This window comes from Burkholderia sp. RF4-BP95 (assembly GCF_001521985.1).
Taxonomy (GTDB): domain Bacteria; phylum Pseudomonadota; class Gammaproteobacteria; order Burkholderiales; family Burkholderiaceae; genus Burkholderia; species Burkholderia diffusa.
In genome coordinates, this window is record NZ_LOSX01000090.1 from 35,152 (window position 1) to 51,928 (window position 16,777).

12 protein-coding genes are annotated in these 16,777 nt (G+C 60.6%); 6 read left to right on the forward strand and 6 right to left on the reverse strand.

The window, feature by feature from the left end; translation table 11 throughout:
* Positions 1-54 precede the first annotated feature (54 nt).
* On the forward strand, positions 55-1,185 hold the full coding sequence (locus WS46_RS29705; protein ID WP_059692801.1) for an IS110 family transposase: 1,131 nt from the start codon (positions 55-57) through the stop codon (positions 1,183-1,185).
* A gap of 287 nt (positions 1,186-1,472) precedes the next feature.
* Here the strand turns inward: WS46_RS29705 and WS46_RS29710 are convergent, their stop codons facing one another.
* Positions 1,473-3,674: a hypothetical protein gene (locus WS46_RS29710; RefSeq protein ID WP_179949200.1), complete on the reverse strand. Its 2,202-nt coding sequence runs from the start codon at positions 3,672-3,674 to the stop codon at positions 1,473-1,475.
* Positions 3,675-4,215: 541 nt separating this feature from the next.
* On the opposite strand from WS46_RS29710, the gene WS46_RS34720 reads away from it, so the two are divergent.
* Both WS46_RS34720 and WS46_RS34725 read left to right on the forward strand, forming a co-directional pair.
* Positions 4,216-6,591 (forward strand): 6-bladed beta-propeller, encoded by a 2,376-nt coding sequence (locus tag WS46_RS34720; protein ID WP_082725421.1) that lies wholly within the window; start codon positions 4,216-4,218, stop codon positions 6,589-6,591.
* Position 6,592: 1 nt separating this feature from the next.
* Positions 6,593-7,864 carry a cytochrome-c peroxidase gene (locus WS46_RS34725; protein WP_156443204.1) on the forward strand — a complete coding sequence of 424 codons (1,272 nt, stop codon included), beginning with the start codon at positions 6,593-6,595 and terminating at the stop codon, positions 7,862-7,864.
* A gap of 396 nt (positions 7,865-8,260) precedes the next feature.
* On the opposite strand, the gene WS46_RS29725 is transcribed toward WS46_RS34725, so the two are convergent.
* On the reverse strand, positions 8,261-8,551 hold the full coding sequence (locus WS46_RS29725) for a hypothetical protein (protein WP_059692804.1): 291 nt from the start codon (positions 8,549-8,551) through the stop codon (positions 8,261-8,263).
* Between the two features lie 215 nt (positions 8,552-8,766).
* Between WS46_RS29725 and WS46_RS29730 the strand changes: the two genes are divergently transcribed.
* Together WS46_RS29730 and WS46_RS29735 are read left to right on the forward strand one after the other, a co-directional pair.
* On the forward strand, positions 8,767-9,444 hold the full coding sequence (locus WS46_RS29730; RefSeq protein WP_059693173.1) for a HEAT repeat domain-containing protein: 678 nt from the start codon (positions 8,767-8,769) through the stop codon (positions 9,442-9,444).
* A 136-nt stretch (positions 9,445-9,580) separates the two neighbouring features.
* Positions 9,581-10,588, forward strand: a complete 1,008-nt coding sequence (locus tag WS46_RS29735; RefSeq protein ID WP_063892218.1) for a HEAT repeat domain-containing protein — start codon at positions 9,581-9,583, stop codon at positions 10,586-10,588.
* A 345-nt stretch (positions 10,589-10,933) separates the two neighbouring features.
* Here the strand turns inward: WS46_RS29735 and acnB are convergent, their stop codons facing one another.
* Together acnB and WS46_RS29745 are read right to left on the reverse strand one after the other, a co-directional pair.
* Complete coding sequence (acnB, locus tag WS46_RS29740; RefSeq protein WP_059537212.1) at positions 10,934-13,519, reverse strand: bifunctional aconitate hydratase 2/2-methylisocitrate dehydratase; 2,586 nt, start codon at positions 13,517-13,519, stop codon at positions 10,934-10,936.
* 517 nt (positions 13,520-14,036) lie between these two features.
* Positions 14,037-15,047: a YafY family protein gene (locus tag WS46_RS29745; RefSeq protein ID WP_059692808.1), complete on the reverse strand. Its 1,011-nt coding sequence runs from the start codon at positions 15,045-15,047 to the stop codon at positions 14,037-14,039.
* A gap of 168 nt (positions 15,048-15,215) precedes the next feature.
* On the opposite strand from WS46_RS29745, the gene WS46_RS29750 reads away from it, so the two are divergent.
* Entirely contained in the window at positions 15,216-15,878 is a 663-nt protein-coding gene (locus WS46_RS29750; RefSeq protein ID WP_059692810.1) for a glutathione S-transferase family protein, read from the forward strand.
* Positions 15,879-15,937: 59 nt separating this feature from the next.
* On the opposite strand, the gene WS46_RS29755 is transcribed toward WS46_RS29750, so the two are convergent.
* Positions 15,938-16,195 carry a MoaD/ThiS family protein gene (locus WS46_RS29755; RefSeq protein WP_059692812.1) on the reverse strand — a complete coding sequence of 86 codons (258 nt, stop codon included), beginning with the start codon at positions 16,193-16,195 and terminating at the stop codon, positions 15,938-15,940.
* 61 nt (positions 16,196-16,256) lie between these two features.
* Positions 16,257-16,772: a molybdenum cofactor biosynthesis protein MoaE gene (locus tag WS46_RS29760; protein WP_059692814.1), complete on the reverse strand. Its 516-nt coding sequence runs from the start codon at positions 16,770-16,772 to the stop codon at positions 16,257-16,259.
* Positions 16,773-16,777: the final 5 nt, after the last annotated feature.

A 16,777-nucleotide genomic window follows, 5' to 3' on the forward strand; every position in this document is an offset into this window, starting at 1 on the left:
AGCCGCACGGTGTGGACGGTGCCACACCCGGCACTTTCCCGCACGGAGGCCAGCATGGAACACGATAGCACGCTGTACGTCGGTCTGGATGTTCACAAGGACTCGATCACGGTCGCGTACGCGCTCGGCTCGAACGAGGTGGAACTGCTTGGCAGAATCGGGACGACGCAGACGGACATCGATCGGCTGTGCAAACGTCTGCAATCCAAAGCACACTGTATACGCGTCGTCTATGAAGCGGGCCCGTGCGGATATGGGCTCTACCGTCAGCTCGCGAAAAAGGGATTTGACTGCATGGTGTGCGCACCGTCACTGATTCCTAGAAAACCTGGCGAGCGCGTCAAGACCGACCGACGCGACGCAGTCAAGTTGGCGCGGTTGCTTCGTACCGGCGACCTGTCAGCAGTGTACGTGCCTACCATAGACGATGAAGCGTTTCGCGATCTGGCACGTGCGTGGGTGAGCGCCAAAGACGATATGAAGCGTGCGCGGCAACGGCTAAAGGCCTTCCTGCTGTCGCATGGCGTGCGCTATACGGGCCGGGCCGACTGGGGGCCTGCGCACCGGCGCTGGCTGAGCGCATTTTCCTTCGACAACCTTTGGCAGAAACTGGCGCTTGACGAGCTTCGACGCGCAATCGAGGACCGGCTCGCGCAGTGTGATCGGCTCGAGGTTGCGCTGCGCGAGGCGGTGGTCAACTGGCGTTTTTATCCTGCTGTACTGGGCTTACAGGCCATGCGCGGTGTGCAGTTCACCACGGCAGTGGGCATGCTCGCCGAATTGGGCGATCTTTCACGCTTCGCGCACCCGCGCCAGTTGATGGCCTGGATTGGCGTTACTCCGTCAGAACATTCCTCCGGCAACAAACGTCGCCAGGGCAGCATCACCAAAACGGGTAACGGCTATGCAAGAAAGTTGTTAGTCGAGGCCGCCTGGAGCTACCGGCACCCGGCACGTGTGAGCCCCGAGATCCAGCGGCGACATGAGGGTCTTCCCAAGCCCATCATAGATCGCGCCTGGGACGCGCAGATACGACTGTGCCGGCGTTATCGCAAGCTCGTCGCTCACGGAAAGGAAAAGAACATCGCTGTGGTCGCGGTCGCCCGCGAGCTCGGTGGGTTCATCTGGGACATCAGCCAGTTGGCGATGTCGCTCGCCGTACCGCGCGAGGTGCACGTGGCGTAATGCAGCGCCTGAGTCCCCTTGACCTCACTTTAACCATTGGATGAAGAGTTTCCTGAAGGCGGCGTAGCCCGGCACGCGAGTAACCCGCGAGAACACTACGCAACGGAGAACATCCGACTTGCGAATTTAGATGGCGGCAGGCTCGTTGGGCGGACCTCTGTAATGCGGTAATCAACCCGCGAATATCAGTGTGATCCACCGTCGAGTTTTACTGCTACGTCGCCCTCAGGAAATTCGTGTGACGTGTACTCGAGAAGCTGAAAACCGATCCCCATTGACACGCGAAGTCATATCAGTGTTCGGTGATTGCGCAGCCGCTCTGCAGCGCGCCAGAAGGCGGCACGACGACGCTCCGGCGTTCGACGCAGCAAGACAACTGCATCGGACCCACCCTCACTCCGCCGGGACCTCATGTTCAGATGCCGATCGCCAATACGCAGCAATGCGTCGATCGCAGCACTAGGCGCGAGGTGGGGTGGCGACACATCCAGCAGACACCGTGCGGCCGTGCCGAGTGCTGGAGCATATTGCTCATCCCGCGGCGACGTTTCGTCAATACCCGGTTGCGGGCCCGCTTCCAGCTGTTTCAAGAGCCCTTCGATCAATCGGGTTAGGTCGGCTGCGCTTGATAACCGCTCGACGAGCTCCGCCCCGTGCCATTCGAAGTTGAAGCCTCCTCCCTCTGCGTCGCCGAGTGGAACGATCGCCAGAATGGCCACCAAGTCATCGACGCTGATAATTTGAGGGAACAGGCTTTCGACGGCTTCCCAGACGAGCGTTGGCGACATCGATGCGCAATGCAACTTGATGTACTCGGCATACCGCCTCCGTGTGCATTCATCGCCTGTGGCGAGCAACGCGCGGCCGGCGGTCATGGCCGTGTAGAGATCTCCGTATTGGCCGAATGACGCAGAGATCGCGAGGTCGGTGCAATCTTCGATCTTGCCCAACCAAATCAACCGCAGCACGAAACGGCGAATTTCGCCATGTTCTTTATCTGCCGCCCAGATCTCACGCAACACCGGAGCGATGTCCGGCTGGGCGAATCGTGCGAGGCTGCTGAGATCCAGCATCGGCACTTCTTCGTCCCGGCGCATCCGTTCCACCAACGCCGTTAGCAACGTCCGCCTGGTTTCAAATGAGAGATGAGCAGGATCTCCTGCAGTAAACAGCAGAAACGGTGCGCGACGCACAACCTCGGCAGCGATGCTTTCATCCCACAGGGCAAGCCAGGCTGCCACTTTCGACATTGACGGTCTGACCAGTTCAACTTCATAGGTCCGTGAAAACAGCAGATCATGCAATCGGCGTTGTGGCAGATTGGCTCGACGTAACCGCTGCAGCCAACGTGCTGTCAGATATGACCGCACTGCGCCTTCGTTGTCGTTATGCAACCTCGCGCGCCCAAAGGTTGCTGGGTCGAACGCTGGCAGCGTGAGCAGCCTTATCCGGTCCTCACTAGACCAGTCCGGCAGCACGTCGTCGATCTTGGCTACAGGACCTTCGCTTTTGAGCCCGGCTACGTTGTCCGGTATAGCGATGGTCGACTGTCGTCCAAACACCAGCGCTGCGCCGATCCGCTCCAGGCCGTGTTGGGCGCGCACGGCGTCGAGCCTATCGCGACGACTGCGCTCCGGGTCGGTTTCCTGTAGTCGCTCGCGCAGCCCCACTTCGATCATCACGCTGAAGCTGCCAAGCCGCCCGTGGCTGTGCCAGTAGCGCACGATCCAGTCCAGATCGAGCGGGCGGCAGGCGAATCCCCACAGGCTTCCTGCCCCAATAGCGGCCATCAGCCCATCGAGATCCTGAGCAGCTTTGGCAGCAGCATAGGTCCGCACCTGCCATATATTGAGCTGGGCCATCACCACGAGCAAGGGTGTTTCCGCAGGCGTCGGCTCGGGGCGCTTTTCGTTATGCAGGACTTGGCGCACCAGCGTTTCAAGTGTGGGAAGCGGCTCGGCGGGGTTGTCGCGTGGGAGTGGCAGTTCTTCCCTCAGCCGCTGGGCATCCCGCGCGAATTCCCAATCGGTGTGTCGGCCGGATAGGACGATGTGCGCGCGCGCCTCTCCACCAGCAATCCCCTCGGCTATCTGTCGCAGCGCTCGCTCTAGCCGGACATTGTCGAGCTTTGCCTCGTCGATGGAGTCAATAAAAAACCATCCCGGGTCGCTGCTGTTGCGCCAGGCAGTCAAGCGCTGCCGGTCAGCGGGCCGCAAAGCCTTGTCGAGTCCGTCTCGCCCGACATCCTGAACAGTCGCATACACAGCAAACCGACCTGCGGCTGCCTGCAGGCGTGCCTGCTCGGCCAACTCTTCGGTTTTGCCACTACCCGCCTCAGCAAGAATTACGACCCGGCGCCTGGCGAGTAGCTCGGGCCAGCCTAGCAAACCATCCGACAAGCCCGCAGCCGCTCGATATTTTGAATACGCCGCCCAGTCTGTGCCTTCTTTCCACTCGTAAAACTGCCGATTCAGCGGGATTGTTGTCATTGGTAGCATCGCGCAATAGGATCTCAAAGCACTATCGGAATGGTATCTCGCGCAGGCTCAAGTGCCAAATCGCTACAATTGCTTTCCAAGCCTTTTCTCGGCAGCTCCTAGAGAGGAGTTAAGTCAGGAAGTGTCGATTTGGAACGAACAGAGAATCGAATGTCCGCTCAGCCGTGGTGATTCGCCGGGCGTCGCCGGTCGATGTCCCGGGTTGACGGGCCAGGGAATATTGCGCTTGCGCGTCTTTCATGTCATACCCAGGATTCCTGACGTTATGTGCTCTGAGCACATGACAAAAGTCAAGTGAAAGCAGTTCGTCAGGCATTGACCACCGCAACGCGCGAGAATCCAGTTGTTGGCGGCAAAGAAGACTCGCCACATATAATCGGCTAATGGAAAACACGGGGAGAAATCCTTCTTGCCATGCCTATTATTTGACCATGGCTTACACGATCCCCCCTCTCAGACAGCGTCCTTTCTGCGTTAAGCAATTAACGGGCCAGAGCGGGCGGTGTCATAAGAACGCAATAAGGAGAGAAAAATGGGCCAACATACGAAATGTATTTTCGTGATACTTGCGCTTTGCCTTCTGAACGTCCAGCAGCGAGTGGCAGCAAGCCCGCCACCTTTCCCTCAGGAACTTAGTTATCCAAATATAGTGCCGCCATTGCATCAGTTTGGTCAGTATGGATCCGATAATGGACAATTGAATGAACCTGGGGCAGTCGCTTACGGGCCCGACGATATGATTTACATCGCTGATACATTCAATAATCGCGTCAACGTGTATTCGAGCAGCGGAAGCTTCATTCGTTCGTGGGGGAGTCTGGGGCACCAGAAAGGAGAATTCAGGTTTCCGCAGGCGATCGCTATCTCAAAAGACGATCTCGTCTTCGTCTGCGATACGGGCAACAACCGAATAGAAGTATTCGACACCAAAGGCCAGTATCTTACCTCCTGGGGTGAAACAGGAAGCGGCGATGGACAGTTTAACGAGCCCATTGGCATCGCCGCTACCGAGAACGCAGTTGCCGTAGCCGACCGGGCCAATGAGCGTGTACAGATCTTCGATAGAAGTGGAAAATTTATCAGGTCGATCGGGAAATCCGGCCAGGCACCGGGTGAATTCGACTTCGCGACAGATGTTGCGTTTGATTCCTCTGGAAATCTGTACGTTGCCGATTCATACAACAACCGGATACAGAAATTTTCGACTGATGGGCATCTCATTAAAATTTGGGGCGGCTGGGGATCTTTTTCAGGTTTACTGGCTAATCCCAGTGGCCTGACAATCCATGACGAACGTGTCTTCGTGAGCGATCTGATCAATCACCGGATTCAGGTGTTCGATCTGGAAGGAAACTATCTTTATCAATGGGGACGCCACCCGCCCACAGGCCATGAAGGAAACGGCCGCTTGCACTATCCCTATCGCCTGTCCGTCTCGCGCAGTGGTCAATCGGTGGTCGTGTGTGAGCCATTCGAGTACCGCTGCCAGATATTCGGTGACAACAGTTTCGCGCAGGTTGCCAACGTCGATGACAAGGCGTGGTGGGACAAGGCAGGCAGGTTTCACTACGGATCGAGAGCAGCATCGGCAAAGAATATTCTCTCCATTTCGGAGCCGGACACCCATTCCGTACTCGTATTCGACATATCGACCGTCGACCCGCTTTTCGTTACACGCTTGGGGGGACAAGGGAGAGACCTTGGCAGCTTTGTCCGGCCATCTGGTATGCTGATCGATCCGGATGCGGGGCGGATTCTCGTATCGGATGGCGGCAACCATCGCCTGGAAATGTTCCAGTTGACTGAGGTAAAGAAAAGAAAGCCGGGTGGCCCACGCTTTGTCCCGAACAAAAGCCAAGCCCTGTTTGCAAAAAGCGTGATCAGCCTGGGGCTCGACTCATTAAGCACACAGGGCTTTGCGGGAATCAGCCCGGCCGGCAATGACGGTTCTGGGCATTCCCCTGTCGAGCCCGGCGCCATTCGCCTTGGCCCTGATGGCAACTACTACATCGCTGATCCCCATAACGGGCGCGTGCTGGTACTAGATCGCAAACTCAACCTGATCCGCACCATCGGCACACGAGGCAGTGGAGACGGCGAGCTGCTTGTTCCGAGCGATCTGTCCTTTAGTAGGGACGGTCAGAAACTGTATGTCGTCGACACCTACAATTTTCGGGTTGAGGTCTTTTCAATTGATGGGTCGTATCTGGCCCAATGGGGAAAGCCGGGCCCAGGTAGTGACCAGTTCGTTCATCCGTTCGGGATCACGTCCGGAAAAGACGGATTTGTGTACGTATCCGACGACGCGGCAAACAGGGTTCAGAAGTTTTCGGAGAGCGGACAGCTCGTTGTCACTTGGGGCCGTTGGGGAACCGAACCCGGACAGTTCTATAAACCCAAAGGACTGACCCAGGACGATCACCTGAGAATCATCATTTCCGACTTCGGCAACCACCGGGCACAGATTTTTGATCCCGAAGGTAATTTCATCACGATGTTCGGTATTGGTGACGGATACACGCCACCGCTCGCGCTTGCCAGCCAGAATCAGGCGAAGAGCGGCGTACCTCAACGCGCGCCACTCTTGAGTAACGGTAGCAATTATCTCGTCTCATGGACGCCAACCAACGGACCGGTGGCACTGAACAAAATTTTTGACATGAATGTGCGCGTGTTGTCCAAAGACACACGAAAACCAAGTGAGGGCGTGCGATTGTCTGTGAGCGCTGTCATGCCGGCCCATTACCACGGCATGAACGTCAAGCCTGTAGTGACCTCCGTTGGACCGGGCCTGTGGCAAGTATCCGGGATGCTTTTGCATATGCCTGGCTTCTGGGAAATCAACTTCGATCTCGACAATGGCATTGTCGTAGAGCGTGCACAGTCCGACGTACGTGTCGGAAACTGACATGTCGTCGCGACGTCGGTACCTGCTTGCGATTGCTTGCCTTATTTGCTGGGGGACCGGAAGCTACACTGCGGTACAGTCAGGCGAAAAAGAAGACCGTCTGAGCATGGACGAGCGGCGCGCTGTTCTATCGCTGTTTTCGAAGCGTGCTGAACGAGGCGATGAGACGAACCACGTGGCCACGAATCCGACGGCTATCCGGTTAGGCGAGACGCTCTTCTTTGAGAAGCGGATATCGGCTTCCGGATCAGTCAGTTGCAGCACCTGCCATCAAAAGGAGCTCGAGTGGTCGGATGGCTTGCCGAAATCCTTGGGCGAAGGACCCGGCTCGCGTCGCACTCCCTCTTTATGGAATGTCGGGAATCGTCGCTGGTACTTCTGGGACGGTCGAGCCGCCACGCTTTGGTCACAGGCACTGGTCCCACTTGAATCTCCGACGGAAATTGCGGGAAACCGCTCCAGCATTGTCGAGCTAATCGGATCTGACCCAAAACTCCGGGAACTGTATGAGGCAGTGTTCGGAAAAATCGACCGCCCAGATGGCTGTCACAGCAGCGCGGGATCCACTTACGCATCCGATGCATGTCGACCGACCGACCTTGCGTTTGCGAACGTGGGCAAGGCAATCGCAGCGTTTGAAACGACATTGCAGGCGCGTGACGCCCCGTTTGATCGTTTCCTCGACTGTCTGCGTGATCGACGAGGTCAATGCGCGCAGGTGAGTGCCCAAGCGCAGGCGGGATTGAAGCTCTTTATCGGGAAGGCCCGGTGCGTCAATTGCCATCATGGCCTGGATCTGACCGACGAGGAATTCCATGATGTTCTGTTGCGGGATTCACATGCACAGCGAGGGGACGATCCCGGTCGACTCGGAGCGATCGCGTTCCTGCGTTCCAATCCTTTCGGTCCCTCGGGACAATTTAGCGATTGCCCATCCGGCCCGACAGGAAAGCTTGTGCAACAGCTTAATGAGAACCCCGATCTTTTCCGTACCTTTAAAACACCATCACTCCGAGATGTAGCGAATAGGGCCCCGTATATGCACAACGGTTCCTATCGGACCTTAAGGGACGTCGTCAGCCACTATTCCACGTTAGCCGATGCGTCGATCCCGGATCATCACTTCGACGCGCTTTTAACGCCCCTCAATCTGTCCGGGAGAGATATCGACAATTTGATCGCCTTCCTATGCACGCTTTCTAGCGATACCGGGAAAATTAATGGCGAAACTGTTCTGCTCAAGCATGTCGGTCAGGCTGATCAATGTAAATAGGCCATTTGACATGCGTTCACGCGTCGTCCTTTCATATCGGGTGTCCTCTTTCGGGTTTAACACGGATCGTGGGGACGCAACTGGGATGCAAGCGGGCGCAAGGCGTAGGCGAGCAGGCCGGCAAGAAAGATCTCCTAAGCAGTAGCATGCGGGAGGTTCCGGAGTGAAGCGCCCGTTGGAATGACGGGCCGGTATGTTTGCCTGAACGCACCCGTAGCTGACCGATCAGGCCGTTCCGCCTTTGGCACTAGCAACGACGACTGCTCCGGGTAGTGGAACTGTCGCTCGAATGACCGCATAACGATGATGGCAAACGGCGGCAACTGGCCGGCAATTGCCCGAAGCTGCCTACCGTGACCGACTTGCAAAGAAGCTGGGCCGACGCCTATGCATTGATCACTTGCGGTCCAAATACGCGACCTGACGCTCATACCAAGCTTGCGGATATGGGAGAAGATCGCCGTCGGCTTGGGACGTGTACTTTCCATAGCCGACGAATTCGTAATAAACGCACATCGCCTCCGCATGTGACGATGCCCAAAACGTCCATATCCATTCGCTACCCGGCTCATTGAGAGCCCTGGCAGCATCTCCGTCCGGTCCATGGGCAATGCATGCAGGAAGAGCGTTGCCGAACTCGTCCGGGCAGAGCCAAACCTCGTGCAGGTAGCCCAGTGTCTTCCTCATCCGGTACGATCTCCAAGGAGATTCCTATACCGCCCCGAATTGTCGACGATTTTCTTCGGAAGGTCGAATGGCTGAAACTGGCCGCCCGTCACCTGCGGAGGAGGTTGTGATCGGCTCCACGAACGACTGCCTGGGCGTGCAATTTGCCCCTCGCCCGAAAAACACTTGACCTTGTCATAGTGACAAGGTGTCCACTGTCGGGCGAGGAGGCGTTCATGACCCGTCACTATCCCCCGACTTCCCGTCACGCATTGACCACGGCACTCGAGCATCCGGACGCTTCGCTCCGCCTTGCGGCTGCGCTAGGTGCCGGCACGGCTCCCGATCCAGGCCAGATCACGCTACTGGTGAAGCGTTGCGGTGTCGAACCGGATTTCTTCGTTCGCGACATGCTCACCTGGGCGCTCACCCGGCACACGCAGGATCTGACCTTGCCATTGCTGCTTGACGAGCTGCGCTCGCCGCTGGCGCAAGCGCGTAGCCAGGCGCTACATACGCTCTCGAAGATCGGCGACCCCGCAACCTGGTCGGCGATCACAAGCGGGCATCTGCATGACCCCGATCCGGAGGTGGCACGAACTGCGTGGCGCACCGCAGCGGGGCTGGTGCCGACCTGGCAACGAGCCGCCTTGGCAGGCGAACTGGTTCGCGAGCTAGGCCGCGGCGACAAGGACCTCAAGCGGAGTCTGAGCCGGGCATTACTCATGCTTGGAGACGACGCCATGGCCCCGCTCGTGGCGGCGGCGGCCCGACACACGGACCCGGCGGTTCGCGTTCATGCCTGTGCGAGCCTCAGGCTCATCGCCGACCCGGAGCGTGCGTTCGTGCTCGATCCAGCCGATGCGTGGCGCGCAGGTGCGCCGTTGCCCGACGCCGATGAACAGGCGGGTTGACGGCGATCGATGTGATGAGCCACGTGTTGGCCGAGGTGATGGAAGCCGTTGGCGGTTTGTTAGAATTTTCGAGGCTCGATTGGAGCCAAGGCCGAGACACAGGGCGGCGTGAACCAGATGACACCGGAGACAAGTGATGCGCATCAGCGAGTTGGCCAATCGTTCCGGCGTCAGCGCGCGCATGCTGCGGCACTACGACGCGATCGGACTGGTCAGCCCATCGGGACGTACGGAAGCGGGATACCGCGAGTATTCGCAAGCCGATGCCTTGCGCCTGTTCCAAGTGGAGAGTCTGCGTTCGCTGGGCCTTGGGCTGGCCGAGGTGCGTCAGGCGCTCAGCCAGCAAGCGCCTCACCCCGATGTGCTCATTGACGCGCTGATGGTTCGCAGCCGCGAGCGGCTGGCCGCAGAGCAGGCGTTGCTTTGCCGGCTGACTGCTGTGTCCGCCACCTCTCCCGATGATTGGTCAGCTGTGCTTGATGTCGTGCATCTGCTGAAAGGACTGGAGTCGACGCATGCACCTGAGAGACAGCGTGCTGCGTTTGACGCCGCGTCCAGCGATGCCCCGCTTGCAGCACTCATCGCCCACGCACTGCTCCAGGAACAAGAGCCGAATGTCGCAGGTGCGCTGCACTGGGCGCTGGGAAGAACCGTAGGCAGCGGCACCAGCGTACTTGGCGCGGCGCTTCAACAGCCCGATCCGGCAGTACGCGAACGGGCCGTGCTCGCGCTGGCGAAACTTGGCGGTTCCGATGCGGTGGAGAGCTTGCGCGGCTCGCTCCTCGACCCCGCGGAGCGCGTGCGGTATCGCGCTGCGCGGGTGCTTGGCGGATGGGGGATACGCGACGCCATTCCCCTGCTGATCGAGCAGGTTCTTGGCGGGATTCACGATGTCGAGGCGGCCGATGCGTTAGCCGATTTGGCGGAAGACCCTGCGATCGCAAAGCAAATTGTGGAGCGCTTTGAAGCAGCGATCTCAGACGGTCCAGCCGATGTCCAGACCCGTGTACGTATTTGTCAGGCGCTCGCCGAATTCAATGGCACGGCGTCGGCCCTGCTTGCCCGGCTGGCCGCCGATCCAGACCCGTCCGTGGCGCGCAATGCTCGTTACGTGATGTGCATTCGCCACGACGCGCTAACGTAGTCGAGTTTGCGTTTGATAGCCGGCCTTTTCCTTGGAGGCGAATGCCCTCGTTTCCTGTTTCTCCTGGATCCGTCGGTGGGGAAATAGACTGCTCGCTTGCTCGGCAGCAGACGTGCGCTTGTCCGGGAGGGTCTCACATCAGGAGCGACCGGAGATAGCCGAGAAGCCAGCATTTTCGACTTCAGACGCCAAATGTCAGCTAGTGGCCGAACGCCGACGTTCCTCGCCGGCGTCCTCCCCCCGGAAATCCACGAAGAACCAAAAAAAAGCGCCGCGGGCATTCAGCCCGCGGCGCCATCGCGTGTCGCCACGACGAGCATGGCCCGCCGCAGCTCGACCGCATGCTTAGATCTGCACGGTGTCGGCGACTTCCTTGAAATCTTCGATCTGGTCGAAGTTCATGTACTTGTAGATCTTGTCGCCATTGGCGTTGAGCACGCCCATGTCGGCCATGTACTCGTCCTTGGTCGGGATCTTGCCGAGACGCGAGCAGATTGCCGCCAGTTCCGCCGAGCCGAGGTACACGTTCGTGTTCTTGCCCAGACGGTTCGGGAAGTTGCGGGTCGACGTCGACATCACCGTCGCGCCTTCGCGCACCTGTGCCTGGTTGCCCATGCACAGCGAGCAGCCCGGCATTTCGGTGCGGGCGCCGGCCGTGCCGAACACGCCGTAGTGGCCTTCTTCCGTCAGTTGCTTCTGGTCCATCTTGGTCGGCGGCGCGACCCACAGCTTGACTGGGATGTCGCGCTTGCCTTCCAGCAGCTTCGACGCGGCACGGAAGTGACCGATGTTGGTCATGCACGAACCGATGAACACTTCGTCGATCTTCGCGCCGGCGACGTCGGACAGCGTCTTCACGTCGTCCGGATCGTTCGGACAGGCAACGATCGGTTCATGGATGTCGGCCAGGTCGATCTCGATGACGGCCGCGTATTCGGCGTCGGCATCCGGCGACAGCAGTTGCGGGTCGGCCAGCCACTGCTCCATCGCCGCGATACGGCGCTGCAGGCTGCGCGGATCCTGATAGCCCTGCGCGATCATCCACTTCAGCAGCGTGATGTTGCTGTTCAGGTACTCGATGATCGGTTCCTTGTTCAGGTGCACCGTGCAACCGGCTGCCGAACGCTCGGCCGACGCATCCGACAGTTCGAACGCTTGCTCGACCTTCAGATCGGGCAGGCCTTCGATTTCGAGGATGCGGCCCGAGAAGATGTTCTTCTTGCCTTGCTTGGCGACCGTCAGCATGCCCTGCTTGATCGCGTACAGCGGAATCGCGTTGACGAGATCGCGCAGCGTGACGCCCGGCTGCATCTTGCCCTTGAAGCGAACCAGCACCGATTCCGGCATGTCCAGCGGCATCGTGCCGGTGGCGGCCGCGAACGCGACCAGGCCCGAGCCTGCCGGGAAGCTGATGCCGATCGGGAAGCGCGTGTGCGAGTCGCCGCCGGTGCCGACGGTGTCGGGCAGCAGCATGCGGTTCAGCCACGAGTGGATCACGCCGTCGCCCGGGCGCAGCGCGATGCCGCCACGGGTGCTGATGAAGTTCGGCAGCGTCTGGTGCGTCTTCACGTCGACCGGCTTCGGATAAGCGGCGGTGTGGCAGAACGACTGCATCACGAGGTCGGCCGAGAAGCCGAGGCAGGCCAGATCCTTCAGTTCGTCGCGGGTCATCGGGCCGGTGGTGTCCTGCGAGCCGACCGAGGTCATCTTCGGTTCGCAGTACGTGCCCGGACGCACGCCCTGGCCTTCCGGCAGACCGCATGCGCGGCCGACCATCTTCTGCGCGAGCGAGAAGCCCTTGCCGCTGTCGGCCGGCTGGTGCGGCAGGCGGAACAGCGTCGACGGCGCGAGGCCGAGCGCTTCACGCGCCTTCGCGGTCAGGCCGCGACCGATGATCAGCGGAATGCGGCCGCCAGCGCGCACTTCGTCGAACAGCACGTCGGACTTGACCTGGAATTCGGCGATCACGTTGCCGTCCTTCAGCGCCTTGCCTTCGTACGGGCGCAGTTCGACGACGTCGCCCATGTTCATCTGCGACACGTCGAGTTCGATCGGCAGCGCGCCGGCGTCTTCCATCGTGTTGTAGAAGATCGGGGCGATCTTGCCGCCGAGGCACACGCCGCCGAAACGCTTGTTCGGGACGAACGGGATGTCTTCGCCGGTGAACCACAGCACCGAGTTGGTGGCCGACTTGCGCGAGGAGCCGGTGCCGACCACGTCGCCGACGTAGGCGACCAGGTGACCCTTGTCCTTCAGCGATTCGATGAACTTGACCGGGCCGCGCTTGCCGTCTTCTTCCGGCGTGATGCCGGGGCGCGCGTTCTTCAGCATCGCCAGCGCGTGCATCGGGATGTCCGGGCGGGTGGTTGCGTCCGGGGCCGGCGACAGGTCGTCGGTGTTGGTTTCGCCCGTGACCTTGAACACGGTGATGGTCAGGCTTTCCGGCACTTCCGGACGGCTCGTGAACCATTCGGCGTCGGCCCAGCTCTGCAGCACGGCCTTCGCGTGCGCGTTGCCCTTGTCGGCGAGTTCCTTCACGTCATGGAACTGGTCGAACATCAGCAGGGTTTTCTTCAGTGCGTCGGCAGCGACGGCCGCGACTGCTTCGTCGGACAGCAGCTCGATCAGCGGCTGGATGTTGTAGCCGCCCAGCATCGTGCCGAGCAGTTCGGTCGCGCGCTCGCGCGAGATCAGCGGGCAGGCCGTCTCGCCCTTCGCGACGGCGGCCAGGAAGCCGGCCTTCACGCGCGCGGCTTCGTCGACGCCGGCGGGGACGCGATGGGTGATCAGGTCGAGCAGCGTCTGCTCTTCGCCAGCGGGCGGGTTCGCCAGCAGTTCCACCAGTTCGGCGGTTTGCTGAGCCGTCAGCGGCAGGGGAGGAATACCGAGCGCGGCGCGGGCGGCCACGTGAGCACGAAAGTTTTCAAGCATGGGGGGACCTGCTGAGATTGCGTTTCAGGGGAAGGGCTTTCCAGGCACGCCGAGGCTGCTGTTCCGGACACTGCTTCACTGCTTGGACGGGATTCTAGTCGCAATATGGTCAGGCGTCAAATGTCTTATGTCTTATATAAGAGTTGTGTGTGAGGCGTATGGCCGGTCGCAGATGCGGCGTTCGCCCGACGCGATTTCATCATGTGGAAAATCCGGGGCAAACCGTTCGAGGTCGGTCGCCCGAGGCTGCGCAATATCGGCGCCGCGCGCGCCGTCCGCATGGGCAGAAACGCCAATCGAAAAAGGCGCGGCGTTGCGAATTTGCGAAAAATAGGGCGAATGAAAGCAGAAATGCCGACATCTTGCGCAGTGAAGCTTCAAGATCCCAACGCAAGATAGGCAAGATGAAGACACCGATGCCGATCCAGGCGATCTCGGCGGGCAGTGTCTTCGAGGAATACGCCCATCACGACGGAGTGCGCGGTGAAGACGGTGAATGCGAGCAGTTTCGCTCCGATCAAGCCGCGAATGTTGGAGCGTCGTCGATCGCCGGCGGCGCGGGTGAATACAGCGCCTTCGTCGCTGCAACCTCGTCGGTCAATCGAACCACGAGTTCCCGCGGCCCGAGCACTTTCAACTCCGCACCATATCCAAGCAGCTTGCGCGCACCGTGCTCGATCGATTCGATCGGCATCAGGAATTCCTTCCATCCCGGCGGGACCGCGCTGCTGCCGGCGCTATCCGAGACGGGCGCGACCTTGACGCGTGCATTGATCAGCCAGCTCTCTGCGCGCGCCGACACCGCGACGTGCGCGCTCAACCGGTAAAGCTCCGCTTCATACCGGCTCATCGAATCACGCCAGTGCCGGGCCAGATCGAACCGCGCGGGCCGCTTGAATCGGCGGCGCGACGCCGCGAGTTCCCGAATGTTCGCGAGCCGAAAAGTCAGCGCATCGCGCTTGCCGGCGACCTTCGCCACGACGTACCACGCACCGCCCTTGAGCACCAGCCCGAGCGGATCGAGTGCGCGGCGCGACACACCGCGCCAGCTCTCGTACGTCACCTCGATCCGCTGCGACTGCCACACGGCATCGGCGACTTCACGCAGAAACGCCGGCGTTTCCTGCGCCCGATACCAATCCACGGTATCGACATGCAGCCGGCTCGCGACACGATCGGCATGTTCGCGCGAGTCCGGCGGCAGGCTGGCGATCATCTTCAGCCGCGCGGACGCAGCCATCCCGTCGAGCCCGAGTTCTCCCGCCGGCCCCGGCAGGCCGGCCAGAATCAACGCATGTGCCTCCTGCTCGGTCAGCCCCGTGAGATCGGTACGCCAGTCGTCCTGCAACTGAAAGCCGCCGTTGCGTCCGCGATCGCCCCAGATCGGCACGCCGGCCGTCGACAGTTGATCGATATCGCGCAGGATCGTCCGCTCGGACACTTCCAGCGCGGCGGCCAGCGCCGGCGCGGTCATGCGGCCGCGCGCCTGCAGCATCATCATGATCGACAACAGCCGGCTGGCTTTCATGTGTGGCACCTCATCCGGAATACATGACACAGGATGTCATGTTATCGGATCCATAATTCGACACATCCGCGATCGGCTGGCGCGCAACGGAGTCGGCGCGGGCTTGCCGACGCGCGGGCGGTGCTCATGTGAGGGCCACTGCGCGAAACCTGACGAGGAGAGCGATACATGAAAATCATGACCGGTCCGCTGAGCATGTTCGGCGCGAAAGTCGAGATCGCGGCGCACGAGAAGGGCATCGCCTTCGAGCGCGTGCTGGTGCCGTTCAGCCAGCAGCGCGGCTACGACCCGAAGCATCCGGACGTCTTGCGCATCAATCCGAAGCGTCAGGTGCCGGTGCTGATCGACGGCGACCTGGAGATTTTCGATTCCACGCAGATCTTCGAGTACCTGGAAGACTTGAAGCCCGATCCCGCGCTATGGCCCGAGCAGCCGAACGCGCGCGCGGTGGCGCGTCAGCTCGAGCACTGCAGCGACGAGGTTTATTTTCCGCACGTGATCCGGCTGATGGGCCTCGAAGAGACGCCCGATCACCCCGCGGCACAGGCCGCACGCGACGAAGCGCGGCAATACTATCGACGCATGGAACGCGTGCTGGCGGACCGGGAATTCCTCGCCGGCACCTATTCGTACGCCGACATCGCGTTCTACATGGCGCAGTTGTTCGGCGCACGCAAGGGCGCGCCGATGACGGCGGAGACGCCGAACCTGCTCGCCTGGCGCGAACGGATGACCGCGCGTCCGGCCGTGAGGAAAGTGGCTGGTGCGATGGCGGGTTATCTTGCTTCGATCGACCATCCGGTTCCGGATTTTCTTCGCGGGCTCCATTAGCCAACCCGTTGAGCGTCGAACGGCTACGATCCGTCAGTCGCCGCTGGATGTAAACGGCATCACCCGCCGGTCACCGGCGGAAAGAACGCCACCTCGCTATCCTCTCGCACGACGAATGCGCCGGGCACCATCTCGAGGTTCACGGCCGCGCGCACGGGGCGGTCCAGCCGCAGCGCTTCGCCACTGCGCGCGTCGCGTGCGGCGAGCGCGGCGCGCAGCGCGTCGACGGTGAGCTCATGCGCATCGATCTCGACGACTTCCTCGTCGGTATGCAGTTGTTCGCGAATGCTCGAAAAGTATTTGATCGTCAGTTTCATTACGATGTCCTGAGCGAAATCGGTGCAATCGGCGGGATCGGAAAGGCGTTGGCCGGCACGTTCATCCCCAGCGGCGCATCGCCTGATCGTCATGCGCCTTCGGCTCGACCCAGCCGGCCACGCCGTCGTGCCGGATCTCCTTCTTCCAGAACGGCGCATGCGTCTTCAGGAAGTCCATGATGAATTCGCACGCATCGAACGCCGACGCGCGATGCGCGGCGGCCACGACGACGATCACGACCGCATGGCCCAACGGAATGCGCCCGACGCGATGCACGACCTTGACCGCCTCGAGCCGCCACCGCGCGCAGGCCTCCTCGACGATGCTCCAGAGCGCCTGCTCGGTCATCGTCGGATAGTGCTCGACTTCCAGCGCGATCACGTCGTCGACGTCACCTTCGTTGCGCACGACACCGAGGAAATTCACGGCCGCACCGACATTCGGATTGCGAATGATCGGCGCGATCTCGGTGCCGGCGTCGATCGCCGTGTACTGCACACGCACCTCGAAACCGGCTGCGATCGCCGGCGGCGGCTCGTTTGATGACGTGACACGGGATTCGGTGAAACTGGTCATGACGA